Below are 23,957 nucleotides of genomic sequence, written 5' to 3'. Positions count from 1 at the left end.
ACCAACGAGCGGCGACCCCGGGCCGCGGAGGGGAACACATGAGCGCCGACGAGCACGCCATCCAGACCGTGGAGCGTCTTCTCGACGTCCTCGACCTCGACGCCACCCAGGCGCGGACCACCGAGGACATCTTCACCGGCTCGTCGCACCCGATGCCGAGCGGCCGCATCTACGGCGGACAGGTGCTCGCGCAGACCCTCGTGGCCGCGGAGCGCACGCTGCCGGAGGACCGCGCCGTCCACTCGATGCACGGCTACTTCCTCCGTCCCGGCGATGCGAGCCAAGGGATCACCATCGCCGTCGACCGTATCCACGACGGACGTTCGTTCTCCACCCGCCGCACCCAGGCGTACCAGAACGGCGTGCCGATCTTCTCGATGATCGCCTCGTTCCAGGATGCCGATCCCGGGGTGGAGCACGCCGAGCCCATGCCCGCCGGTGTGCCCGTCCCGGAAGACCTCGCCCCCGATGAGGACCGTGTGCCCGGGCTCGCCGGAGGCGCGCGACGCATGCTGAGCGAGCGTGCCGCGGACATCCGCCACGTCGACTCCCCCCTCTACCTGCCGAACGATGACGAACGGGTCCCCCGGCAGGCGGTGTGGATGCGACTGCGCGCCCCGCTCCCCGACGACCAGCGGCTGCATCGGGCCGCGCTGGCCTACCTCAGCGACATGACGATCCAGGAGTCGATCCTGCGCGCACACGGGGTCTCCTGGTCACTTCCCGGCCTGAAGGTCGCGAGTCTTGACCACGCGATGTGGTGGCATCGCCCGGCGCGCGTGGACGAGTGGCTCCTCTATGTGCAGGAGTCGCCGAACGCCCGCGGCGGTCGCGGACTCGCTACGGGGCGCGTCTACACCCGGGAGGGCACGCTGGTGGCGAGTGTCGCGCAGGAGATCATGATCCGCGTTCCCGAGGATCGCTGATGCATCGCTCAGCGGTGCGCGTACTCGATGGAGGGACCGACGTACGGCTCCCACGCCTCGCGCATCTCCGCCGTCAGGCGTGTCGGCCGTCCGGTACCCGCGTCGACGAGCACGATGATCGCGGTGGATCGCGCGTAGAGCTCACGCGGCTCGGCGGCGGGGTCGTTGTGCACCTCGTAGCAGACCTCGACGCTGGACCCGCCGAGCTTCCCGAACCACATCTGCACCTCGAGCGGGCGCCGCTGGTACGGAACCGGAGCGAGGTACTCGATCTCCTGCCGCGCGATGAGGGTCAGGATCCCCTCCTCGATCCCGGAGTCGAGGACGGCGGTGGACGGCGCCTCCTCGCCGGGTCCCGCCCGCCAGAACGCGCGGACGCGCGCCTCCTCGAGCAGCTTGAGCATCGAGGTGTTGTTGACGTGGTTGAACGCATCCAGATCGCCCCAGCGGAGGTGGATCGGGATGTGCAGGCGGGAACCCGGCGAGTCAGTGCCCATAGCCGACTCAGTCGCGGGTGAGCTTGCGGTGCGTCGACCGGTGGGGCTTCGCCGCATCCGGGCCGAGTCGCTCGATCTTGTTCTGCTCGTAGGCCTCGAAGTTGCCCTCGAACCAGTACCACTGGTCGGGCTTCTCGTCCGTGCCCTCGTAGGCGAGGATGTGCGTCGCGATCCGGTCCAGGAACCACCGGTCGTGAGTGATGACCACCGCACAGCCGGGGAATTCGAGCAGCGCATTCTCCAGGGAGCTCAGCGTCTCGACGTCGAGGTCGTTGGTCGGCTCGTCGAGGAGGAGCAGGTTGCCGCCCTCCTTGAGGGTGAGCGCGAGGTTCAGACGGTTGCGCTCACCACCGGAGAGCACGCCGGCCTTCTTCTGCTGGTCCGGGCCCTTGAAACCGAACTTCGAGACGTAGGCCCGGGACGGGATCTCGGTCTTACCGACCGTGATGAAGTCCAGACCGTCGGAGACGACCTCCCACAGGGTCTTGTTCGGGTCGATCGACGACCGCGACTGGTCGACGTAGCTGATCTTGACGGTCTCGCCGATCTTCAGATCGCCGCCGTCCAGGGGCTCCAGCCCGACGATGGTCTTGAACAGGGTCGTCTTTCCGACGCCGTTCGGGCCGATGACGCCGACGATGCCGTTCGGCGGAAGGCTGAAGCTCAGGCCGTCGATGAGCGAGCGGCCGTCGAAGCCCTTCTGGAGGTTCTTGGCCTCGATGACCACGTTGCCGAGTCGAGGACCGGCGGGGATCTGGATCTCCTCGAAGTCCAGCTTCCTCGTGCGCTCCGCCTCGGCCGCCATCTCCTCGTACCGGGCCAGACGCGCCTTCGACTTCGTCTGGCGCCCCTTCGCGCTGGAGCGGACCCAGTCCAGCTCGTCCTTCAGGCGCTTGGCGAGCTTCGCGTCCTTCTTGCCCTGGATGTCGAGGCGCTCGGCCTTCTTCTCCAGGTACGTGGAGTAGTTGCCCTCGTAGCCGATGAGCCGTCCGCGGTCGACCTCGGCGATCCACTCGGCCACGTGGTCGAGGAAGTACCGGTCGTGGGTGATGGCGATCACGGCGCCCTTGTACGACTGGAGGTGCTGCTCGAGCCAGAGCACGCTCTCCGCGTCGAGGTGGTTGGTGGGCTCATCGAGGAGCAGCAGGTCGGGCTTCTGCAGCAGCAGCTTGGCCAGCGCCACACGGCGCTTCTCGCCACCGGAGAGCGGAGCGATGGCCGCGTCGCCGGGCGGGGTGCGGAGGGCGTCCATCGCCTGCTCGAGCTGAGAGTCGAGGTCCCAGCCGTCCGCCGCGTCGATCTCCTCCTGCAGCGTCCCCATCTCCGCGAGGAGCGCGTCGAAGTCGGCATCCGGGTCGGCCATCAGCGCGGAGATCTCGTTGAACCGGTCGACCTTCGCCTTGATGGCGATGCCGTCCTGGATGTTCTCGAGGACCGTCTTCGACTCGTCGAGCTCCGGCTCCTGCATGAGGATGCCGACGGAGTACCCCGGCGAGAGCTTGGCCTCACCGTTGGACGGGGTGTCGAGCCCGGCCATGATCTTGAGGATCGTCGACTTTCCGGCGCCGTTGGGGCCGACCATGCCGATCTTCGCGCCCGGCAGGAACGCCATCGTGACGTCGTCCAGGATGAGCTTCTCACCCACCGCCTTGCGGGCACGAACCATGGAGTAGATGTACTCAGCCACCGAAAACCGCTCCTTCTGTTGGCGTCGAAGATCGACACTCCAGCCTACCGGCCGCGAGTGGGCTTATCTGTGTACGCGAGTCACCAGTCGATCGGCCGCGTCGCGCCCACCAGGCACCGCCCGCCGGCGAGCTGGGGCATGACCGTGGTCACGACGGCACCGGTGGAGGGACCGACCTGTCCGATCAGGCACTCCTCCTCGCCCCAGCGGACCGAGAACTGGATGCTCTCCGCCGGGCTCCCGACGGTGGACTGGTCCGGCGTGAGCTGCATAGCCTCCCGATCGAATCCCGCCGCGACGAGACCGTCGACGTACGCGCGCCCCTCCCCGCGTTGCTCCGTCCCCCAGACCTGCTCCGCCACTGCCGTGAACACGGGGAGGTTGTCCTCGGCGCTTCCGTCCGGCACCAGGGCAGGAGCGGCGGACGGCGTCGGATCAGCGGTGGCTGTCGCCGTGGGAGTCGGCGTCGCCGTGGGCTCCGGCGCGCATCCGGCGAGGACGGCTGCCGAGACACCGGCGACGAGCACGAGCGCCGCAGCGCGGGACGGGAGGACCGATCGGAGCACGAGCAGAGTCTAGGCCGCCTCGGTCTCCACAGGCTGATCCCACGCGTCGCGCGCCTCGTCGTCCGCCGTCGTGTGATCGCCGCTTTCCCCCGCCTCCGCGGGCGAGGGCCGAGCGCTCGGCCGATATGCCGTGGTCCCCCACCGGAGATCGTGCCCGATCGTATCCGCGTCGATGTCGACGCTCGTCCCTTGCTTCCCGTTGCTCTCCCACGGTCGCACCCGGAGCCGTCCGGAGACGATGACGCTGTCCCCCACCCGCAGCGAGGCCCGCGCGTGTTCGGCGAGCTGACGGAAGGCCGCGATCGAGAACCAGTTGGTCCCTGCGTCCACCCACGAGCCGCTCGCCGCGTCGAAGCGCCGGTGCGTGCTCGCGAGCCGGAAGTTCGTGACGGGCACTCCTGCGCTCGTCCGCCCGGGTGTGGGCTCCGTCGCGACTCTCCCGACGACGGTCACGGTGTCGATCATCTGTTCGTCCTCTCGCTGCCGGCTCGGCGGCCGGATGCGCTCCAGCGTGCACCCCGCCGAGCAGGTGGCGGGGACGCGATCCCGTGATCCGTGGACGGGCGCGGGTGGCGGTGCTTTGTGCAGAAGAAGCCAGGTCATCGCGGGATACCGGAGCGCGCGCGAATGTCGGTGGTCGGTCGTACGTTCGAACCATGGAAGGAGAGACCATGACCACCGCCACCGCTTCGATCCCCGCTCCCGGAGTCCCGCTTGCAGCCCCGCCGCTCGCGTCCCGTCGAGAGCACCTCGTCCGTGCCGCCGATCACCTGTGGCGCGTCCAGGACAACCGCGACCACGTCCTCGGCCATCTGCGGGTGGTGGCCGACCCTCTGGGCCTCCGTTACCGCGCGGAACGGCTGCACCTGGCGACGGGCGGCTTCCGGCTGATCGGCGAGTTCTGGCGCGCGGATGACGCGGTCGACGCGCTGCGGCACTGCTGACAGCGGTCGTCTCGACCGGATTTCCCTGCGCCCCCGGCAGGATTCGAACCTGCGACCAAGAGATTAGAAGGCTCCTGCTCTATCCCCTGAGCTACGGAGGCGGACCTCTCTACCGTACCGCGCTCCCCCGGTGGATGTCGGGGCCGTCGATAGGATGGCGACATGGTGACTGCTTCGGAGAACGACCGCCTCGTCTGGATCGACTGCGAGATGACGGGTCTCGATCTCGCGGTCGACGAACTCGTCGAGATCGCCGTGGTGGTGACCGACTTCGAGCTCCGTCCGCTCGACCCCGGCTTCCAGGTCGTCATCCGTCCGAGCGCGGACGCGCTCGCGCACATGAACGACTTCGTCACCGCCATGCACGAGACCTCGGGACTCATCGACGAGATCCCGCACGGAGTCACCCTCCAGGAGGCGGAGGAGCAGACGCTGGCCTACATCCGCCGCTTCGTCCCGCTCGAGCGCCGCGCGCCTCTCGCCGGCAACACGATCGGCACCGACCGCATGTTCCTCGCGAAGTACATGCCGCAGGTCGACCAGTGGCTGCACTACCGGAACGTCGACGTCTCCAGCATCAAGGAGCTGTCCCGTCGCTGGTACCCCCGGGTGTTCTTCCAGGCTCCGGCGAAGGACGGCGGCCACCGTGCGCTGGCCGACATCCTGGAGTCCATCCGCGAACTCCGCTACTACCGGGAGGCCGTCTTCGTGGACGAGCCCGGGCCTTCCAGCGACGACGCCAAGGAGATCGCCGCGCGCACGGTGTCGGAGTTCGCCCCGAACATGTAATAGACTCGTGGGGTTGCCTGTTTCGGCGGGCGCATGGTGGGTATAGCTCAGTTGGTAGAGCGCCTGGTTGTGGTCCAGGAGGTCGCGGGTTCAAGCCCCGTTACTCACCCCAGCTCGAAGAGGCTCGGACCGGTTCGGTCCGAGCCTCTTCGTCTCTCCTGCGGCCCTAGACTGTCCTGGTGTCACTGGCGGTCTGGTTCTCTCTTCTCACCGCATCCGTGGTGATCAGCTTCACGCCGGGGGCCGGCGCGATCAACACGATGTCCAACTCCCTCACGCAGGGCTGGAAGCGCTCGATCTGGGGAATCATCGGCCAGCAGATCGCGCTCATCGTGCATGTCGTGATCGTGGCTGCCGGTGTCGGGCTCCTCGTCTCGCGCTCGGACGTCCTGTTCAACCTCATCCGATACGCCGGCGCCGCCTATCTGGTGTACCTCGGCATCCGGTTGATCCTGACCCGCCCCGCTCCCGCGCTCGATGACGCGCCGGATCCCGTGGATGCCCGGGAGAGCCACTGGTCGATGATGCGCCGCGGGTTCTGGGTCAACCTGCTGAATCCCAAGGCGATCGTCTTCTTCCTCGCGTTCATCCCGCAGTTCATCCGGCTGGACCAGCCTCCGCTCCCCCAGTATCTGGCTCTCGTCGCCACCGTCGTGGTCGTCGACGTCCTGGTGATGTGGGGGTTCTTCGCCACGGCGGCGCGCCCCTTCCGGCGCCTCACCCGCTCTCCGCGCGGCCAGCGGATCCTCAACACCGTGTTCGGAAGCCTCTTCATCGGCGTCGCGGCGCTGCTCGTCCTCCTGCACTGAGGAACCCGGCGCCGTCCCCGTAGGCTGGAGGGGATGGACATGGACGCCGCGGCCTTCGAGGCCCTCGTGATCGACGAGCTCGACCAGCTGCCCGATGAGATGGTCGAGCAGCTCGAGAACGTCGTCTTCGTGGTGGAGGATCGTCCCGAGGACGGGAGCCTGGATCTCCTCGGCCTGTACGACGGCCTCGCGTTGCCGGAGCGCACGCAGTATGGGATGGGTGAGCTGCCCGACCGCATCATCGTCTACCGGGAACCGCACCTCGCCCAGTGCGAGGACATCGACGAACTCCGCGACGAGATCCACACCACCCTCGTCCACGAGATCGCGCACTTCCACGGCATCGACGACGCGCAGCTGCACGAGCTCGGGTGGGCGTGATCATGTCGACTGCTCTTCCCGAGATCGATGAGGCCACCGATCTCTCCGCTGCGCCCCTGGAGCCCTGGGAGGTCGTCGTGTGGAACGATCCGGTGAATCTGATGAGCTACGTCGTCCGCGTCTTCCGCACGTACTTCGGCTACACCCGCGAGCATGCCACCCGTCTCATGCTCGCCGTCCACCACGACGGACACGCGATCGTCGCCACCGGACCCCGCGAGACCATGGAGGTGCACGCACAGGCGATGCACGACTACGGGCTCTGGGCCACCGTCAGGAAGGCCGCATGAACACCCCACCGATCACCGTCTCGGTCGCCACGATCGAGGGCATGCACCTGGCCCGGCTCGTCGATGACTTCATGGACCTGCTCCGGGATTCCGAAGGCGGCGACCCCGGGGTGGCGCGGCTGACCCCGAACGCCTACCCGGACGATGACGAGGCTTCGGCCGCCTTCGCGTCGGCCACCCGCGCGGATCTCCTCGACCGCCGGCTCCACGATGCGCGGGTGATGCGCACGGCGCTGCAGGTGTTCGACCCCGACGCCGAGGTGACCGATGAGGGTGCCCGTGTTCCCCGCGACGTCGTCGTACGCCGCGAGGACGTGGACGCGTGGCTCCGCACCCTCACCGCCATCCGGCTCGTCATCGCCACGCGGCTCGGGATCACCGACGACGAACCCGACGTCGGCGGTGACGGTCAGGCGGTGTATGACTGGCTGGGATACCGTCTCGAGCTGCTCATCGAGGCCGTCGACGAGAGCGACGCCGATGCCCTCCGCTGAGCGGAATCAGGGGACCTCGATCACGCGAGTGGCGAGTTCCCTCGGACGGTCTCGCTCGAGGTGACGGCGCTCCTGCGCCGCCCACCGGTCCCAGTGCGGGCGGTAGGTGTCCCCATCCCGCGCCAGCGCACGGGCCTTCCGCGACGACTCACCGGACTCCACCCAGATCCGGATGTCGGCCAGGCGTGCGGTCGAGGGCCGCAGGATCCCGCTGCCCTCGACGATGACGCCGAGGGCCGGATCGACGGCGTGGGTCTCCGCCTCCTCGCCGCGGTCCCAATCCCATCGACGCCAGGTCCCGAGGAGTCCGCGCCCGTGCGGGTGGAGGATGCCATCGAGCGCGCGTTCCGCCCCGTCATCGAGCCCGTCCCAGCCCGGGTAGAGGGAGTCCAGGGCGATGACCTGCACGCGTCCGGTGACCGGCCAGGCTCGCGCCACGCGCGCGGCCAGAGAGGTCTTGCCTGCACCGCTCCCCCCGTCGATCAGCACGACGGGATTGGACGCCGCGAGGGCGCGGACGTCCTCCGCGATCAGCGTCGCCGCGTGCGAGAGCGCCGCTGCGACCGCATCATCACTTCTTGAGGGCACGGATGATGCGCGTGAGAGCCCGACCGGCGACCCAGACGAAGGGCACGGCCACGACGAGCAGCGTCACGATGTTCGGCTCGAAGCGCAGCCCCTCCTCGCGCCGGACGTAGACGCCGACCGGCACCGAGACGCCACCACCTCCACCGCCTTCTCCGCCGTCACCGCTGGCTCCGCCGAAGCCCGCGTAGGTGAACGCCACCGGAGTGACGGTGACGCCGTCGATCTCCTGCGGTTCCCCGTACGCGCTCTTCACGCCGAAGGACGCGACCTGATTCCCGAGTTCCAGTGCAATGTTCGGCATGTTCCCACGGTAGCCGACAGTGGCCTTCCACGGGCGCTCAATCGACGCCGTGGTCCTTCGGATGCCGCGCGGAGCCCCGCCCCTCGCCCCGTCCGATGTGGCGCGCCCTGCTGATCGTCGCCGAACCGAACCGCGCCATGGCCTCGTCGACGGCCCCTTCGACCTTGCGCCAGTCCTCGTCCTCGTCCCACAGCGCCAGCGCGCTGCCTCCCGCGGGCCGGAGGTTCTCGGCACGGACTCCCACGAGGCGGACGGGATCACGACGCTCGATGAGCGCGAACAGGCCCTGCGCGGCCTCGCCGATGCGCTGGCCGACGGCGGTCGGCTCCGCCAGCGTCTGCGAGCGGGTGACGGTGCGGAAGTCGTCGAAGCGGATCTTGATCGCGACCGTGGAGGTCTCCCACCCGGCCCGGCGCAGGCGCGCGCCCACGCGATCGGCCAGCCGGAGCAGCTCGGCGCGGAGGAACGCCCGGTCCGTGACGTCGTGGTCGAAGGTCTCCTCGTGGCCGATGCTCTTCTCCACGCGCTCGGTGTCCACCGCGCGGGCGTCCTCCCCCCGCGCCAGCTGCGCCAGGCGGGCACTCAGCGCCGGCCCCACGGCGCGGTCCAGCATCTCCGGCGGCGCCGTGCGGAGGTCGCCGATCGTGCGGAGGCCGCGGGCTTCCAGACCTTCCGCCGCTTTCGGACCCACTCCCCACAGCGCTCGCACGGGGCGCGGCGCGAGGAAGGCGAGGGTGTCGTGTTCCGCGACCACGAGCATCCCGTCCGGCTTGGCCATGGTCGACGCCATCTTCGCCACGTGCTTGGTCGCGGCCACGCCGACGCTGCACGTGATGCCGACCTCGGCGAGGACGCGGTCACGGATCTGGGCCGCAATCCGGGCGGGGCTCCCCCAGAGCCGGCGCACACCCTGCACGTCGAGGAACGCCTCGTCCACCGACAGCGGCTCCACGAGCGGCGTGAACGACTCGAAGATCGCCATCACCTGCCGCGACACCTCTTGGTACCGGGGGAAGTGCGGCGGGACGATACGTGCCGTCGGGCACAGCCGCACGGCCTGTGACACGGGCATCGCGGAACGCACGCCGTAGCGCCGTGCCTCGTAGGAGGCGCTGGAGACCACGGAGCGCCCGTCCGGTGACCCGATGATCAGCGGCAGTCCGCGGAGACTCGGGTCGTCCAGCACTTCGACGGCAGCATAGAACGCGTCCATGTCGACGTGGAGGATGCGCGTTCCCGTGTCGTCGGCGTCGGCCGAGGACACCATGCGGCCTCTGCCATCACCGTGTCCCATGAACCCATTGTCCCCTGGGCCTCCGACATCGAGGCCCAGGGGGACGAATCACTGCGCGGCGCGCTCGAGGATGAGTTCGCGGACGCGGGCGGCGTCGGCCTGGCCCTTCATGGCCTTCATGACCGCCCCGATGATGGCACCTGCGGCCTGGACCTTGCCGTCCTGGATCTTGGCCATCACATCGGGCTGTGCGGCGAGGGCCTCGTCGATCGCCGCGATGAGCGCACCGTCGTCCGAGACGACGGCGAGACCGCGGGCGTCGACGACCTCCTGCGGCGTGCCCTCACCGGCGATCACTCCCTCCAGCACCTGGCGTGCGAGCTTGTCGGTCAGCGTCCCGGCGTCGACGAGCTGCTGCAGCGCCGCGACGTTCTCCGGACTGACGAGGTCGACCGCATCCTTCTCCTGCGCGTTGGCGAGGCGGGTGATCTCCCCCGTCCACCACTTCCGTGCCGCGGCCGGCGTGGCCCCGGCGGCGATCGTGGCCTCGACGACGTCGAGCAGGCCGCCGTTGCGCACGTCCTGGAACTCCAGCGGGGTGAAGCCCCACTCGTCCATGAGCCGACGACGGCGAGCGACGGGTTGCTCGGGCAGCGCCGCACGCAGCTCCTCGATCAGCTCGCGGGGAGGCTGGACCGGAAGCAGATCGGGCTCCGGGAAGTACCGGTAGTCATCGGCGTCCGACTTCGGACGGCCGGGAGAGGTGGTCCCGGTATCCTCATGCCAGTGCCGCGTCTCCTGGATGATGGTGCCGCCGTCGGCGAGGATCTGCGCCTGCCGCTGGATCTCGTAGCGCACCGCACGCTCGACCGACCGCATCGAGTTGACGTTCTTCGTCTCGGTGCGCGTGCCGAGCTTCTCGGCACCGCGAGGGCGCAGCGAGACGTTCGCGTCGCAGCGCAGGTTGCCGCGCTCGAGGCGAGCCTCGGAGATCCCGAGTCCGCGGACGATGTCGCGGATCGCGGCGACGTAGGCCTTGGCGACCTCGGGGGCCCGGTGCTCGGTGCCGAAGATCGTCTTCGTCACGATCTCGACGAGCGGGACGCCGGCGCGGTTGTAGTCGACGAGCGAATACTCCGCCCCCTGGATGCGACCGGTCGAGCCGCCCATGTGCGTGAGCTTGCCGGCGTCCTCCTCCATGTGCGCGCGCTCGATGGGGATCGTCACCATCGTGCCGTCCTCGAGCTCCACCTCGACCGAGCCCTCGAAGGCGATCGGCTCGTCGTACTGGGAGATCTGATAGTTCTTGCCGAGGTCAGGGTAGAAATAGTTCTTCCGGGCGAACCGGCTGGACTCGGCGATCGAGCAGCCGAGCGCGAGGCCGAGGCTGATCGACGAGCGGATGGCGGTCTCGTTGACGACCGGCAGCGCACCGGGGAGGCCCAGGTCCACCGGCGCGATCAGGGTGTTCGGCTCCGCCGCGTGGTACGCCTCGTTCGCAGGGTTGGGCGCGTCGGAGAACATCTTCGTGTTCGTGTTGAGCTCGACGTGCACCTCGAATCCGAGGACCGGCTCGAACAGCTCGAGCGCCTTGTCGAAGTCCATGAGCTTGGCGGCGGCCATCAGCGCGCGCCTCCTTCCAGCTGGGGGGCACGGGACAGCAGCGGCGCGCCCCAGGAGTCCACGAGCAGCGTCTCGAGGGCGGCGCCCACCCGGTAGAGGCGGGCGTCCTCTCGCGCCGGCGCGAGGAACTGGATGCCGACGGGCAGCCCGTCGTCATCCGAGAGACCGCTCGGGATCGAGATGCCGGGGACACCGGCGAGGTTCGCCGGGATCGTGGTGATGTCGTTCAGGTACATCTGCAGCGGGTCGTCGATCTTCTCGCCGAGCTTGAAGGCCGTGGTCGGGGCCGACGGCGTGGCGATGACGTCGACATCGGCGAAGGCCGCGGCGAAGTCCTGCTGGATCAGCGTGCGGACCTTCTGCGCGCTGCCGTAGTACGCGTCGTAGTATCCGGCCGACAGCGCGTAGGTGCCGAGGATGATGCGGCGCTTGACCTCATCGCCGAAACCGGCGTCGCGCGTGGCGGACATCACGTCCTCCACCGTCGGGTTGCCCGCCGGGGTGACCCGGAGACCGAAGCGGACCGAGTCGAACTTGGCCAGGTTGCTCGAGGCCTCGGCCGGGAGGATCAGGTAGTAGGCGGCGACGCCGTACTCGAAGTGCGGTGCACCGATCTCGACGATCTCCGCACCCTGCGCCTCCAGCAAGGCCAGGGCGCTGCGGAACGAAGCCGCAACCCCCGGCTGGAAGCCGCTGTCGGGAAGCTCTCGGATGACGCCGACACGGAGGCCCTTGAGGCCGTCCCCGCGCGCACCCTCGCGTGCCGCCGCGGCGAAGGACGGCCACTGCTCGTCGAGCGACGTGGAGTCCTTCGGGTCGTGGCCGCCGATCGCGTCGTGCAGCAGACCGGCATCGAGCACCGTGCGGGTGACCGGGCCGACCTGGTCGAGGCTCGACGCCAGCGCGATCGCGCCGTAGCGGCTGACGCCGCCGTAGGTCGGCTTCACGCCGACCGTTCCGGTCACGTGCGCAGGCTGACGGATCGAACCGCCGGTGTCGGAGCCGAGGGCGAGCGGGGCCTCGAAGGCGGCGACGGCGGCGGCGGAGCCCCCGCCGGAGCCGCCGGGGATCCGGTCGAGGTCCCAGGGGTTGCGGGTCGGGCCGTAGGCGGAGTGCTCCGTCGACGAGCCCATCGCGAACTCGTCCATGTTCGTCTTGCCGAGCGCGATGAGGCCGGCGGCGCGGGAGCGGGCCACGACCGTCGCGTCGTAGGGCGAGCGGTACCCCTCGAGGATCCGCGAGCCGCTCGTGGTCGGCTGATCGGTCGTGACGAGCACGTCCTTGATCGCGAGCGGGACACCGGCGATCGGCCCGAGGTCCTCCCCCGCGGCGCGACGGGCGTCGATGTCGGCTGCCGCGTCGAGCGCGTGCTCGTTGACGTGCAGGAACGCATGGACGTCACCGTCGACCTGTGCGATCCGGTCGAGGTGCGCCTGCGTGGCCTCGACGCTGGAGAGCTCCCGCGCCGCGAGCTTGTCGGCGAGCTCCGCCGCGGTCAGCCGGATGATGTCGCTCACTGCTCTTCTCCCAGGATCGCGGTGACGCGGAACCGGCCGTCGGCCTGGTCCGGGGCGTTCTGCAGCACCTGCTCGTGCGTGAGCGTCTCGCCGACCACGTCGGGACGGAACACGTTGCTCAGCGGGATCGGGTGGCTGGTCGCGGCGACATCAGCGGTCGCGACCTCGGACACCTTGGCGATGTTGTCGACGATGGCGTCGAGCTGGCCCGTGAGCCGCGTCACCTCGTCGTCGTTCAGCTGGATGCGCGCGAGCACGCCGAGATGGCGCACAAGATCAGGGGTGATTTCAGACACGCCCCCAGTCTAGTTGGCGAGCCGCCCGCCGCTCGGCGCGGCGCGGCCCGCCTAAGCTGGGCGCGTGAGCACGTTCCAGCCCCCTCGCCCGTGGATCGCCAGCTACGCCGACGGCGTTCCGGAGGACCTCGCCCCCGTCAGCGGCTCCCTCGTGGACATCGTCGCCGCCTCGGCCCGCGACTACCCCGACGCACCGGCTCTGCAGTTCTTCGGCAGGGAGACCACCTACGCACAGCTGCAGGAGGCGATCGATCGCGCCGCCGCGGGACTCCGGGATCTCGGCGTCCGTGCGGGCGATCCCGTCGCGATCGTCCTGCCGAACTGCCCGCAGCACATCGTCGCGTTCTACGCCGTGCTGCGTCTCGGTGCGGTCGTGGTCGAGCACAACCCGCTCTACACCCCTCGCGAGCTGCGCAAGCAGTTCGAGGACCACGGCGCCAAGCACGCGATCGTCTGGAACAAGGTCGTCGCGACGGTGCAGGAGTTCCCGAGCGACCTCGCCGTCTCCACACTCATCTCGGTCGACGTTACGCGAGCCATGCCGGCCCTCACCCGCTTCGCCCTCCGGTTGCCGGTCGCGAAGGCGAGGGAGTCACGGGCCGCACTGACCGAGCGCGTCCGCGGCACCGTCCTCTGGGAGTCGGTACTCGCCGGTGCCCCGATCCCCACCTCGCATCCGAAGCCGGGCACGGACGACCTGGCGATCATCCAGTACACGTCCGGGACCACCGGCACGCCGAAGGGCGCCGCCCTCACGCACCGCAACCTGCTCGCCAACGCGGCCCAGTCCCAGGCGTGGGTCCCGTCCATCCAGCGCGGCAAGGGCTGCGTCGTGTACGCCGTGTTGCCCATGTTCCACGCCTACGGCCTGACGCTCTGCCTCACCTTCGCGATGTCGATGGGGGCACGTCTGGTGCTGTTCCCGAAGTTCGATCCCGATCTCGTGCTGGACGTGGTCAAGAAGCACCCCGCGACCTTCCTGCCGCTCGTGCCGCCCATCGCCGACCGGCTGCTCGCGGCCGCCAACGCCAAGGGCGTCTCGCTCGAGGGCATCGAGGTCGCGATCTCCGGAGCCATGGCCCTGCCGCACGAGCTCGTCGTCCCGTTCGAGGCCGCCACGCACGGCTACCTTGTCGAGGGCTACGGTCTGAGCGAGTGCTCGCCCGTGCTCATGGCGAACCCGGTGGCCAACAACCGCGTCCCCGGCACGGTGGGGCTCCCGCTCCCCGGGACGGAGTGCCGCGTCGTCGATCCGGAGAACCCCACCGAGGACGTCCCGGCCGGTTCCGCCGGCGAACTCGTCGTGCGCGGCCCCCAGGTCTTCTCCGGGTACTACGGCAAGCCGGAGGAGACCGAGGCCGTGTTCGTCGACGGCTGGTACCGGACCGGCGACATCGTCACGATCGACGACGCCGGATTCGTGCGCATCGTCGACCGCATCAAGGAGCTCATCATCACCGGCGGCTTCAACGTCGCCCCGACCGAGGTGGAGAACGCGCTGCGCCAGCATCCGTCGGTCGCGGACGCCGCGGTCGTCGGACTGCCCAGCGACCACTCGGGCGAGGAGGTCGTCGCGGCGATCGTCGTCGACCCCGGCGCCGATGTCGACGTGGAGGCGATCCGCGAGTACGCCCGCAGCATCCTCACCCCGTACAAGGTGCCGCGCCGCGTCTTCGTCGTCGACGAGCTGCCGAAGTCCCTGATCGGGAAGGTGCTCCGCCGGCAGGTGAAGGAGAAGCTGCTCGCCCTCACGTCGGGGGTCTGAGCCGGCCCCACAGGAAGCGGGGGGCCTGGCGCGCTACCCTTGGGAAGTGACCCCTGAAGAAGTGACCCCCGCCGACGCCCCCGACGAGTCCCCTGCCACCCCCGGATTCGAGGACCTCGGCATCACCGGGCCGGTCCTCAAGGCCATCAAGGATCTCGGCTACGAGACCCCCTCGCCCATCCAGGCCGCGACCATCCCGACGCTGCTTGCCGGCCGCGACGTGGTCGGCATGGCGCAGACCGGAACCGGCAAGACCGCCGCCTTCGCCCTGCCCGTGCTGGAGCGGCTCGACATCGCGCAGAAGACGCCGCAGGCCCTCGTCCTCGCCCCGACCCGTGAGCTCGCGCTGCAGGTCTGCGAGGCGTTCGAGTCGTACGCCTCCCGCATGAAGGGCGTGCACGTGCTGCCCGTCTACGGCGGTCAGGGATACGGTGTCCAGCTCTCCGCGCTCCGCCGCGGCGTGCACGTCGTGGTCGGCACCCCCGGCCGCATCATGGACCACCTGGCCAAGGGCACCCTCGACCTCTCGGAGCTGCAGTACCTCGTCCTCGACGAGGCGGACGAGATGCTGAAGATGGGCTTCGCGGAGGACGTCGAGCAGATCCTCGCTCAGACCCCCGAGGAGAAGCAGGTCGCCCTGTTCTCCGCCACGATGCCCGCGCAGATCCGCCGTCTCGCGCAGCAGTACCTCCGCGACCCGGAGGAGATCACGGTCAAGTCCAAGACCGCGACCAACACGAACATCACCCAGCGCTACCTCGTCGTCTCGTATGCGCAGAAGGTGGACGCGCTGACCCGCATCCTCGAGGTGGAGAACTTCGACGGCATGATCGTCTTCGTCCGCACGAAGAACGAGACCGAGACCCTGGCCGAGAAGCTCCGCGCCCGCGGGTACTCCGCCGCCGCGATCAACGGCGACGTGCCGCAGGTGCAGCGCGAGCGCAGCGTGAACCAGCTCAAGGACGGGAAGCTCGACATCCTCGTCGCGACGGACGTCGCCGCCCGCGGACTCGACGTCGAGCGCATCAGTCACGTCGTCAACTTCGACATCCCCACCGACACCGAGTCGTACGTGCACCGCATCGGACGGACCGGGCGGGCCGGGCGGACGGGCGACGCGATCAGCTTCATCACCCCGCGGGAGCGCTACCTGCTCAAGCACATCGAGAAGGCGACGCGGCAGCAGCCCACGCAGATGCAGCTGCCGAGCACCGAGGACGTGAACACGACGAGGCTCGCGCGCTTCGACGACGCCATCACGACTGCACTGTCGGAGACGTCGCGCATCGACGCGTTCCGCGACATCATCGCCCACTACGTGCGGCATCACGACGTGCCGGAGGGCGACGTCGCGGCCGCTCTCGCCGTGGTCGCCCAGGGCTCCACCCCGCTGCTCCTCGACCCCGCAGACGACGCCCTGTCGCAGGCGGTCGCCGCGGACAACCGCCCGCCGCGCGAGCGGCAGACGCGGGAGCCCCGGGAACCCCGGGAGCGTCGCAGCCGCGGCGACTACACCCCGTACCGCATCGAGGTGGGTCGGCGGCACCGCGTCGAGCCGCGGCAGATCGTGGGCGCGCTCGCGAACGAGGGCGGTCTGGGCCGCGACGACTTCGGCGCGATCAACATCCGTCCCGACTTCTCGATCGTCGAGCTCCCGGCGAACCTCGACCCCGCCGTCCTCGACAAGCTGCGCGACACCCGCATCTCGGGACGGCTGATCGAGATCGCCCCTGACCGCGGTCCCGGCGCACGGCGCGGTTCGTCCTCGCGCGACGGCGAGGGCCGCGGCCGGCCGGCCCGCTACGACCGGACCGATCGGCGCGACCGCGACGATCGCCCGGCGCCCCGCGACCGCGACCGCGAGGAGAAGCCCTTCCGGAAGCCCCGCCACAAGGCCTGAGCGGACCGACGATGCGCATCGACCGCGCCGGCAGGGAGGATCTCGCCGCGCTCGCCCAGCTCAAGTGGGAGGACGTGCCCGCGGACCTGACGGCCGGTCGATCGCTCGACGCCTTCACCGCCGAGCTGGGCGCCTGGTGGCGGGCCCACGACCGCACCCACGTGGCCTTCGTCGCGCGGGGCGATGACGACGACCACATCGTCGGCGCGGCCTGGGTCGCCCTCGTACCGCGCGTGCCGCGGCCGGGCGCTCCGCACCGCCTCTCCGCGGACATCCAGAGCGTCTTCGTCCTTCCCGGGCATCGAGGACAAGGAGCGGGCCGCGGCCTCGTCGCCGCGGCCTGCGCCCACGCGGTCTCCGTCGGCGCCGAACGGATCACCGTGCACTCGAGCGAGGCGGCCGTCGGGCTCTATCAGGAGCTGGGGTTCGCGGACTCCCCACGGCTGCGGCAGTTCCTCGCTCCCACCACGGCAGCGCCGGAGAGCGCCTGATCCTCAGTCCAGCGCCGCTGGACCCTCGGTGACCAGCACATGGAACTGTGCGGCGTCGAGGATGCGGACGCCGAGCTCCTCCGCCTTCGCGAGCTTGGAGCCCGCTCCCGGCCCCGCGGCCACGAAGTCCGTCTTCTTGGACACACTCGAGGCGGCCTTTCCGCCGGCCTTGATGATCGCCTCCTGCGCCCCCTCGCGGGTGTACCCGTCGAGAGATCCCGTCGCCACCACGGTGAGACCCTCCAGCACTCCCCCGGCCGCGACCGCTGCTCCGGGACCGGGGTGCCCCGGCGTCGCCCACTGCACGCCCGCGTCCGCCCACTGGCGGACGATCTCCTGGTGCCAGTCGACCTCGAACCAGGCGCGCAGGGAGTCGGCGATGATGCCGCCCACGCCCTCGACCGCCGCCAGCTCCTCGCGCGACGCGGCACGGATCGCATCCAGCGACCCGAACCACTGCGCGAGCGCCCGCGCCGCGACCGGTCCGACGTGCCGGATGTTCAGCGCGACGAGGAGCCGCCAGAGGTCTTTGGTCTTCGCCTTCTCCAGCTCCGCCAGCAGGGTCAGCGCCTGGGAAGACGGCTGCGGGCCCTCCAGACCCGACTTCTTCTCGGCCGCGGTCGGGTTGCGTCGGAACGGCGCGCGGGTCTTCACGAGGCCGTCCTCGTCCTCGCGCGGCAGACCCGTCTCCGCATCGCGCACGACGACCTCGATCGGCACGAGCTGCTCCAAGGTCAGGGCGAACAGGCCCGCCTCCGTGACCAGTGGAGGCTCCGCCGGACTCGTGGGTTGGGTCAGGGCCGCCGCCGTCACCTCGCCCAGGGCCTCGACATCGAGGGCTCCCCGCGAGCCGATGTGCTCGACACGTCCGCGCACCTGGGCGGGGCACGACCGGGCGTTCGGGCACCGGAGATCGATGTCCCCTTCCTTCATGGCGCGCAGCGGCGTGCCGCACTCGGGGCAATCGACGGGCATGACGAACTCCCGCTCGGTCCCGTCCCGCTTCTCGACCACCGGGCCGAGCACTTCGGGGATCACGTCGCCAGCCTTGCGCAGCACCACGGTGTCGCCGATGAGAACGCCCTTCGCCTTCACCACGTCCTTGTTGTGGAGCGTGGCCTGACGGACCACGGATCCGGCGACGTGAGCCGGCGCCATCACCGCGAAGGGCGTCGCGCGACCGGTGCGACCGACGGAGACGACGATGTCGAGCAGCTTCGTCTGCACCTCCTCCGGCGGGTACTTGTAGGCGATCGCCCAGCGGGGCGCCCGGCTCGTCGCTCCCAGCTCGTCATGCAGGTCGAGCTCGTCGACCTTGACCACGATGCCGTCGAGCTCGTGCTCGATGTCGTGCCGGTGCTCGCCGTAGTACTCGACGAAGGCGACCACGTCGTCGATGCTGCGGCACACCTTCGTGTGCGGACTCGTCGGCAGCCCCCAGGCGGCCAGCAGCTCGTAGACCTGGCTCTGGGCCGCGACCGGCGGGTTCGTCCAGGCACCGATGCCGTGCACGTACAGCGCGAGCGACTCGATGCGCAGCAGCCCCGCTTCCAGCTCCAGGCCGTCCTTCTTGTCGATCTGCTGACGCAGGCCGCCGCTGGCCGCGTTGCGGGGATTCGCGAAGGCCGGGAAACGCCGTGCCGCCGCGGTGCGCGCCTTCTCCTCGTCGAACGGCTTCTTCGCGCCTCCCCTGGCCTCCCAGCGCGCAAGGGCGTCCGCGTACGCCCGATCTCGGAACGCCGCCTGCGCCGCGTTCAGCCGCTCGAACGCGGCGACGGGGATGAAGACCTCTCCGCGCACCTCGACGATCGGCGGGTGCCCCTCCCCGGCGAGCCGTTCCGGGATCTCCGGGAGGCGGAGCGCATTCTCGGTGACGATCTCGCCGACACGCCCGTCGCCACGGGTCGCGGCCGACGTCAGCACGCCGTCCTCGTACCGCAGGTTGATCGCGAGGCCGTCGATCTTGAGCTCGGTCAACCAGTCGACGTCCCGCCCGGCGGCGGCCCGCGTCTTCTGCGCCCACTCGCGCAGCTCCTCGATCGAGAAGACGTTGTCGAGGCTGAGCATGCGCTCGGCGTGCTCGATGGTCGCGAGCCCCGTCGCCTCGGCCGCGCCGACCATCTGCGTCGGCGAGTCCTGTCCCTGGAGCTCGGGGTGCAGGCGCTCGAGCTCTTCCAGGCGCCGCATCCAGCCGTCGTACGTGGCATCGTCGACGAGCGACGTGTCACGCCCGTAATACGCGTCCTTCGCCTCGAGGATGCGGGTCGTCAGCTCCTCCGCCTCGCTGCGGGCGTCTTCCAGTGAGATGTTCTCCGGCACTCCGTCAGTCTAGGAGCGGCGACCGACATCCGCCCGGATCAGACGCCGACGGGTACCGCGGACACGGTGGAATCGATCGTGAACTGCCCGAGAACGCGCGTGCCGATGTAGAGCACGGCGGTCTGCCCGGGGGCGACACCGTCAAGCGGAGAATCGGGAACGACGCGGACGCCCTCCGTCGTCACGGTGGCCGTGGCGGGTACCGGCTCGGCATGCGCGCGGATCTGCACGTCGCACGCGAACACCGACGCGGTCGGCGCAGCGCCGGCCCAGCTGAACCGCTCCCCGGAGATCTCGGCGATCGCCAGGGCCTCCTTCGGGCCGACGACCACCGTGTTCGACACGGGGCGCACCTCGAGCACGAAGCGCGGCTTGCCGTCCGCCGCCGGGACGCCGAGCTTGAGTCCGCGCCGCTGACCGACAGTGAACGCATGAGCGCCCTCGTGCGCGCCGACGACGGCACCGGAGCGGTCGACGATCTCGCCGGCGGCGGTGCCGACCTTCTCGGCCAGCCAGCCCCGGGTGTCCCCATCCGGGATGAAGCAGATGTCGTGGCTGTCCGGCTTCTGCGCGACGCTGAGACCACGCGCCTCGGCCTCCGCCCGCACGAGCGCCTTCGACGGCGTGGTGCCCAGCGGGAAGTAGGTGTGTGCGAGCTGGTCGGCCGTCAGGACGCCGAGCACGTAGGACTGGTCCTTCGCGTTGTCCGATGCCCGGTGCAGTTCGAGACCCTCCGCGCCGTCGACGAGGGTCGCGTAGTGTCCCGTGCACACGGCGTCGAAGCCGAGCTCCAGGGCGCGCTCCAGCAGGGCGGCGAACTTGATCTTCTCGTTGCACCGCATGCACGGGTTCGGCGTCCGACCCGCACGGTACTCGGCGACGAAGTCGTCGATCACGTCGTCGCGGAACCGCTCCGAGAAGTCCCACACATAGAAGGGGATGCCGAGGAGGTCGGCGGCGCGACGCGCGTCGAGGGCGTCCTCGATCGTGCAGCAGCCGCGGCTGCCGGTGCGCAGGGTCCCCCCGGCGCGGGAGAGCGCGAGGTGCACGCCGACCACATCGTGCCCCGCCTCGACGGCCCGGGCGGCCGCGACAGCGGAGTCCACACCACCGCTCATGGCCGCAAGGATTCGCATGGGTCCAGTCTACGAGCGCTCGGCTGCACGGGCCCCGGATGCCCGTGCGTAGGCCTCGCCGATCACCGCCAGCACCGCGTCCACATCGGCATCCGCCGATGTGCGCCCGAGGGAGAAACGCAGCACGCTCCGGGCGTCCGCCTCACTTCGCCCCATCGCCATCACGACGTGCGAGGGCTCGGCGACCCCCGCCTGACACGCGGAGCCCGTGGAGGCCGAGACGCCGGCCATGTCCAGCAAGAACAGCAGGCTCTCCCCCACTGCGCCGGGGAAGAGCAGATGAGCCGTGCCGGGGAGGCGGTGGTCGGGGTCGCCCAGGAGCTCGGCGGCCGGCACCCGCGCACGGATGCCCTCAACCAGGCGGTCGCGCAGCTCGCCCACCCGGACGCTCTCGGCGGCCCGCTCACGCTCGGCGAGTTCGAGCGCTGTCGCCAGCGCCGCCGCTCCCGGCACGTCCTGGGTGCCCGCGCGCAGACCCCGCTGCTGGCCGCCGCCCCGCAAGAGCGGGGTCAGCCGGGCCGACCGCGCCACCACCAGCGCCCCGACGCCGACCGGCGCTCCGACCTTGTGGCCGGCGATGCTGAGCGCCACAAGGCCCACAGCGTCGTCGGCGCGGCCCCGCAAGTCGCGGAACGACAGCGGCAGGTGTCCGAGCGCGGCGACCGCGTCGAGGTGCAGCGGGACTTCGGCATCCGCAGCCGCAGCGGCGAGGGCGGGCGCGTCGTTGATGGTCCCGGTCTCGTTGTTCGCCACGAGCGCCGTCGCGAACGCTGCCCCGGGAAGGGCGGCTGCGAAGCGGCCCTCGTCGATCCGCGCCTGCGGAGACAGCGGAACAGCGCGCACCTCGGCCCCGTCGGCCACCAGGGCTGCGATCGTGTCCATCGTCGCGTGATGCTCGCCGTCCGGCACCACGACGGCCGTCGTCCCCGGACCACGCGAGTGCCACAGTCCCTGGAGGGCGAGGTTGATGGACTCCGTCCCACCGGAGGTGAGCACGACCTCGATCGGGTCGGCCCCGAGGACCGCGGCGATCCGCTCCCGTGACTCCTCCAGCACCCGGCGCGCGTCCTGCCCGGCTCCATGCGTCGATGACGCGTTGCCGATGATGGCCGACGCCTCCAGCCACGCGTCCCTGGCCTCCGGGCGCAGCGGCGTCGTCGCCGCGTGGTCGAGATAGTGCCGCATGCTTCGATTCTCCCCGATCCACGCCCCGGCCGGTCCGTCTGCGCGTGAGACCGGGTGCGTCCTGTCATGAGACTGAAATGCAACACGTTTAGGGTGTATCCATGTCTTCGTCCCCCGACTCCGTCGTGCCCGGTGGGGCGATCCTCGACAACCTCGGCGTCCGGCTGCACGACCGCGTCGGCACGCTGCGGGTCTGGTCGCAGAACGCCTCCGCGGTCGAGCTCGTCGTCTTCGACGCGACGGACCTCGACTGGGTCGTCGACCAGGCGCCGCTCGAACGGCGGCCCGGAGGCGTCTGGGAGGTGACGACGCCGTTGCTGCAGCCCGGAGTCCGCTACGCACTCCGCGTCGAGGGTCCGCACGGCCCCGGCAACACGTTCAACCCGGAGACGCTGCTCCTCGATCCGTACGCGCGGGGCCTCGCAAAGGGACACGGCTACCAGGAATGGCGAGCCGTGGTCATCGAGGACGGCTTCGACTGGGGCGATTCGACCAAGCCACGCGTCCCGGCGGACCGCACCGTCATCTACGAGGGCCACTTGAAGGGCCTGACCAAGCGGCACCCCGACATCCCGCCCGCGCTGCACGGCACCTACGCGGGCCTCGCGCATCCGGCCATGATCGCGTACCTCCGCACGCTGGGGGTGACGTCGGTGGAGCTGCTCCCCGTCCACGCCTTCGTCCCGGAACCGCGGCTGCTGGAGCGGGGGCTGACGAACTACTGGGGCTACAACACGCTCAACTTCTTCACACCGCACGCCGCCTACGCGACGGAGGACGCCCGGAAGCGGGGACCCGAGGCGATCATCGCCGAGTTCAAGGGCATGGTCAGGCTGCTGCATGAGGCCGGCCTCGAGGTGATCCTCGACGTGGTCTACAACCACACGTCGGAAGAAGGTATCGGCGGACCGCGCTCCAGTCTCCGCGGTATCGACAACGCGCGGTACTACCGGCAGGACGACGCGGGCGTCTACATCGACACCACGGGATGCGGCAACACGCTCAACACGGCCACCGACGCGGGCGCACGACTGGTGCTGGACTCGCTCCGGTACTGGGCCGAGGAGATGCAGATCGACGGCTTCCGCTTCGACCTGGCGACGGCGATCGCGCGCGACGGCGCTCACGCCTACACTCCGGATCATCCGCTTCTGCAGGCGATCGCCGCCGACCCCGTCCTCGCGGAGACCAAGCTCATCGCGGAACCCTGGGACGTCGGACTGGGCGGCTGGCAGACGGGCAACTTCCCCGCCGGGTGGCACGAGTGGAACGACCGGTACCGCGACCGGGTGCGCAACTTCTGGCTGAGCGACATCGACTACGCGCGGCGGGCCTCGGCACCGGTGGGGATCGGCGGCTTCGCCACCCGCCTCGCCGGATCGTCGAACACCTTCAGCGAGGAGCGCGGGCCGCTCGCGAGCATCAACTTCGTCACGGCGCACGACGGGTTCACGCTGCACGACCTCGTCTCGTACGACGTCAAGCACAACGAGGCCAACGGCGAGCACAACCGCGACGGCGCCGACCTCAACCGGTCCTTCAACCACGGCGTCGAGGGACCGACCGACGATCCCGCGATCCTCGTGGCCCGGCGCAAGGCCATGCGCAACCTGCTCGGCACCCTGCTGCTCTCGGCCGGCATCCCCATGCTCACCGCCGGGGACGAGGTGGGGCGTAGCCAGCGCGGCAACAACAACGCCTACGCGCAGGACTCGCAGCTGTCATGGCTGTCCTGGGAGTTCGAGCCCTGGCAGGAAGACCTCCGGGCTCACGTCGCGCGCCTGGTGCGGCTGCGGCAGGAGAACCCCGCACTGCGTCCGAGCCGGTACGCGCGCCTCGGCGAGCACATCCCGAACGCGTCGGTCATGGACTGGTACGACCAGGACGGCGCGACCATGGAGCCGAACCAGTGGACGGATCCCGGCAACCGCACCCTGCAGTACGTCGCCGCGTCCACGCCGGACAAGGAAGCCGCCAACCGCATCCTGCTGATCGTGCACGGGACGGAGGCGCCGATCGATGTCCGGCTGCCGGAGGAGATCGATGACGCCACGCGGTTCGTCTCCCTCTGGTCGAGCGCCGACGAGCGCCCGTCGGAGGCCGAGGAGATGTTCGCGCCTGGCGATGTCCTGCCGATCCCCGGCACCTCGATGCGCCTGTTCCGGGTGGAGTGATAGCACGGTTCGCCGCCGGGGTCGAGCGGTAGGTTCCGACAGGCC

The 23,957-nt window shown here is 70.1% G+C and carries 24 protein-coding genes and 2 tRNA genes; 12 read left to right on the top strand and 14 right to left on the bottom strand.

Features of this window, described 5'->3' with window-relative positions; translation table 11 throughout:
- The first annotated feature begins 38 nt into the window (after positions 1 to 38).
- Positions 39 to 926: an acyl-CoA thioesterase II gene (locus KZC57_RS01460; RefSeq protein ID WP_060922777.1), complete on the top strand. Its 888-nt coding sequence runs from the start codon at positions 39 to 41 to the stop codon at positions 924 to 926.
- Between the two features lie 8 nt (positions 927 to 934).
- Here the strand turns inward: KZC57_RS01460 and KZC57_RS01455 are convergent, their stop codons facing one another.
- From KZC57_RS01455 to KZC57_RS01440, 4 genes are all read right to left on the bottom strand, one after another.
- Positions 935 to 1,423 carry a thioesterase family protein gene (locus KZC57_RS01455; RefSeq protein ID WP_060922776.1) on the bottom strand — a complete coding sequence of 163 codons (489 nt, stop codon included), beginning with the start codon at positions 1,421 to 1,423 and terminating at the stop codon, positions 935 to 937.
- Between the two features lie 7 nt (positions 1,424 to 1,430).
- Positions 1,431 to 3,110, bottom strand: a complete 1,680-nt coding sequence (gene ettA, locus KZC57_RS01450) for an energy-dependent translational throttle protein EttA (protein WP_060922775.1) — start codon at positions 3,108 to 3,110, stop codon at positions 1,431 to 1,433.
- 80 nt (positions 3,111 to 3,190) lie between these two features.
- Positions 3,191 to 3,676, bottom strand: coding sequence for a hypothetical protein (locus tag KZC57_RS01445; RefSeq protein ID WP_247640888.1), 486 nt, complete (start codon positions 3,674 to 3,676; stop codon positions 3,191 to 3,193).
- Between the two features lie 9 nt (positions 3,677 to 3,685).
- Complete coding sequence (locus KZC57_RS01440; RefSeq protein ID WP_082750102.1) at positions 3,686 to 4,141, bottom strand: single-stranded DNA-binding protein; 456 nt, start codon at positions 4,139 to 4,141, stop codon at positions 3,686 to 3,688.
- A gap of 206 nt (positions 4,142 to 4,347) precedes the next feature.
- Here KZC57_RS01440 and KZC57_RS01435 point away from each other — a divergent pair, with 206 nt between their 5' ends.
- A complete protein-coding gene (locus KZC57_RS01435) occupies positions 4,348 to 4,620 on the top strand; it encodes a hypothetical protein (RefSeq protein ID WP_060922774.1) in 273 nt (90 codons plus the stop codon).
- Between the two features lie 28 nt (positions 4,621 to 4,648).
- Here the strand turns inward: KZC57_RS01435 and KZC57_RS01430 are convergent.
- A tRNA-Arg gene (locus KZC57_RS01430) sits at positions 4,649 to 4,721 on the bottom strand.
- Positions 4,722 to 4,782: 61 nt separating this feature from the next.
- Here KZC57_RS01430 and orn point away from each other — a divergent pair.
- The 6 genes from orn to KZC57_RS01400 all read left to right on the top strand — a co-directional run bounded on the left by orn (position 4,783) and on the right by KZC57_RS01400 (position 7,383).
- Positions 4,783 to 5,409: an oligoribonuclease gene (orn, locus tag KZC57_RS01425; RefSeq protein WP_217585056.1), complete on the top strand. Its 627-nt coding sequence runs from the start codon at positions 4,783 to 4,785 to the stop codon at positions 5,407 to 5,409.
- Between the two features lie 36 nt (positions 5,410 to 5,445).
- A tRNA-His gene (locus tag KZC57_RS01420) sits at positions 5,446 to 5,521 on the top strand.
- 67 nt (positions 5,522 to 5,588) lie between these two features.
- On the top strand, positions 5,589 to 6,218 hold the full coding sequence (locus tag KZC57_RS01415) for a LysE family transporter (protein ID WP_060922772.1): 630 nt from the start codon (positions 5,589 to 5,591) through the stop codon (positions 6,216 to 6,218).
- A gap of 33 nt (positions 6,219 to 6,251) precedes the next feature.
- A complete protein-coding gene (locus tag KZC57_RS01410) occupies positions 6,252 to 6,599 on the top strand; it encodes a metallopeptidase family protein (RefSeq protein WP_105949793.1) in 348 nt (115 codons plus the stop codon).
- A gap of 2 nt (positions 6,600 to 6,601) precedes the next feature.
- The gene (clpS, locus tag KZC57_RS01405) at positions 6,602 to 6,889 is read left to right on the top strand and encodes an ATP-dependent Clp protease adapter ClpS (protein ID WP_062635203.1); all 288 of its coding nucleotides are present in this window, start codon (positions 6,602 to 6,604) and stop codon (positions 6,887 to 6,889) included.
- Positions 6,886 to 7,383 (top strand): DUF2017 family protein, encoded by a 498-nt coding sequence (locus KZC57_RS01400; RefSeq protein ID WP_060922770.1) that lies wholly within the window; start codon positions 6,886 to 6,888, stop codon positions 7,381 to 7,383. The genes clpS and KZC57_RS01400 overlap by 4 nt, the downstream gene beginning before the upstream one ends.
- Before the next feature lie 6 nt (positions 7,384 to 7,389).
- On the opposite strand, the gene KZC57_RS01395 is transcribed toward KZC57_RS01400, so the two are convergent.
- Genes KZC57_RS01395 through gatC form a run of 6 tightly spaced genes read right to left on the bottom strand, consistent with a single transcriptional unit; the run spans position 7,390 to position 12,942 of the window.
- Complete coding sequence (locus KZC57_RS01395; protein ID WP_247640887.1) at positions 7,390 to 7,971, bottom strand: hypothetical protein; 582 nt, start codon at positions 7,969 to 7,971, stop codon at positions 7,390 to 7,392.
- Positions 7,955 to 8,272: a hypothetical protein gene (locus tag KZC57_RS01390; RefSeq protein ID WP_060922768.1), complete on the bottom strand. Its 318-nt coding sequence runs from the start codon at positions 8,270 to 8,272 to the stop codon at positions 7,955 to 7,957. The genes KZC57_RS01395 and KZC57_RS01390 overlap by 17 nt, the downstream gene beginning before the upstream one ends.
- 37 nt (positions 8,273 to 8,309) lie before the next feature.
- The gene (locus KZC57_RS01385) at positions 8,310 to 9,566 is read right to left on the bottom strand and encodes a DNA polymerase IV (protein WP_247640886.1); all 1,257 of its coding nucleotides are present in this window, start codon (positions 9,564 to 9,566) and stop codon (positions 8,310 to 8,312) included.
- Positions 9,567 to 9,614: 48 nt separating this feature from the next.
- On the bottom strand, positions 9,615 to 11,129 hold the full coding sequence (gene gatB, locus KZC57_RS01380; RefSeq protein WP_060922766.1) for an Asp-tRNA(Asn)/Glu-tRNA(Gln) amidotransferase subunit GatB: 1,515 nt from the start codon (positions 11,127 to 11,129) through the stop codon (positions 9,615 to 9,617).
- Positions 11,129 to 12,646 (bottom strand): Asp-tRNA(Asn)/Glu-tRNA(Gln) amidotransferase subunit GatA, encoded by a 1,518-nt coding sequence (gene gatA / locus KZC57_RS01375; RefSeq protein ID WP_060922765.1) that lies wholly within the window; start codon positions 12,644 to 12,646, stop codon positions 11,129 to 11,131. Before gatA ends, gatB begins: the two co-directional genes overlap by 1 nt.
- A complete protein-coding gene (gene gatC / locus KZC57_RS01370; RefSeq protein WP_025103377.1) occupies positions 12,643 to 12,942 on the bottom strand; it encodes an Asp-tRNA(Asn)/Glu-tRNA(Gln) amidotransferase subunit GatC in 300 nt (99 codons plus the stop codon). Before gatC ends, gatA begins: the two co-directional genes overlap by 4 nt.
- 64 nt (positions 12,943 to 13,006) lie before the next feature.
- On the opposite strand from gatC, the gene KZC57_RS01365 reads away from it, so the two are divergent.
- From KZC57_RS01365 to KZC57_RS01355, 3 genes are read left to right on the top strand one after another with little or no spacing between them, the layout of a single operon-like run.
- Entirely contained in the window at positions 13,007 to 14,707 is a 1,701-nt protein-coding gene (locus KZC57_RS01365; RefSeq protein WP_247640885.1) for a long-chain-fatty-acid--CoA ligase, read from the top strand.
- 46 nt (positions 14,708 to 14,753) lie between these two features.
- Positions 14,754 to 16,607, top strand: coding sequence for a DEAD/DEAH box helicase (locus KZC57_RS01360; protein ID WP_374206591.1), 1,854 nt, complete (start codon positions 14,754 to 14,756; stop codon positions 16,605 to 16,607).
- A gap of 11 nt (positions 16,608 to 16,618) precedes the next feature.
- Positions 16,619 to 17,098 carry a GNAT family N-acetyltransferase gene (locus KZC57_RS01355; RefSeq protein ID WP_060923553.1) on the top strand — a complete coding sequence of 160 codons (480 nt, stop codon included), beginning with the start codon at positions 16,619 to 16,621 and terminating at the stop codon, positions 17,096 to 17,098.
- 3 nt (positions 17,099 to 17,101) lie between these two features.
- Here KZC57_RS01355 and ligA read toward each other — a convergent pair whose 3' ends face one another.
- The 3 genes from ligA to KZC57_RS01340 are packed head-to-tail and all read right to left on the bottom strand — an operon-like array spanning position 17,102 to position 21,738.
- Complete coding sequence (gene ligA / locus KZC57_RS01350; protein ID WP_247640884.1) at positions 17,102 to 19,417, bottom strand: NAD-dependent DNA ligase LigA; 2,316 nt, start codon at positions 19,415 to 19,417, stop codon at positions 17,102 to 17,104.
- A gap of 38 nt (positions 19,418 to 19,455) precedes the next feature.
- The gene (gene mnmA / locus KZC57_RS01345) at positions 19,456 to 20,553 is read right to left on the bottom strand and encodes a tRNA 2-thiouridine(34) synthase MnmA (protein WP_247640883.1); all 1,098 of its coding nucleotides are present in this window, start codon (positions 20,551 to 20,553) and stop codon (positions 19,456 to 19,458) included.
- A 9-nt stretch (positions 20,554 to 20,562) separates the two neighbouring features.
- A complete protein-coding gene (locus KZC57_RS01340; protein ID WP_247640882.1) occupies positions 20,563 to 21,738 on the bottom strand; it encodes a cysteine desulfurase family protein in 1,176 nt (391 codons plus the stop codon).
- Positions 21,739 to 21,839: 101 nt separating this feature from the next.
- On the opposite strand from KZC57_RS01340, the gene glgX reads away from it, so the two are divergent.
- Positions 21,840 to 23,912, top strand: coding sequence for a glycogen debranching protein GlgX (gene glgX / locus KZC57_RS01335; protein ID WP_247640881.1), 2,073 nt, complete (start codon positions 21,840 to 21,842; stop codon positions 23,910 to 23,912).
- Positions 23,913 to 23,957 lie beyond the last annotated feature (45 nt).

The organism is Microbacterium sp. KSW4-4 (assembly GCF_023091185.1).
GTDB lineage: Bacteria > Actinomycetota > Actinomycetes > Actinomycetales > Microbacteriaceae > Microbacterium > Microbacterium paraoxydans.
This window is presented reverse-complemented; position numbering and strand designations above follow the sequence as displayed.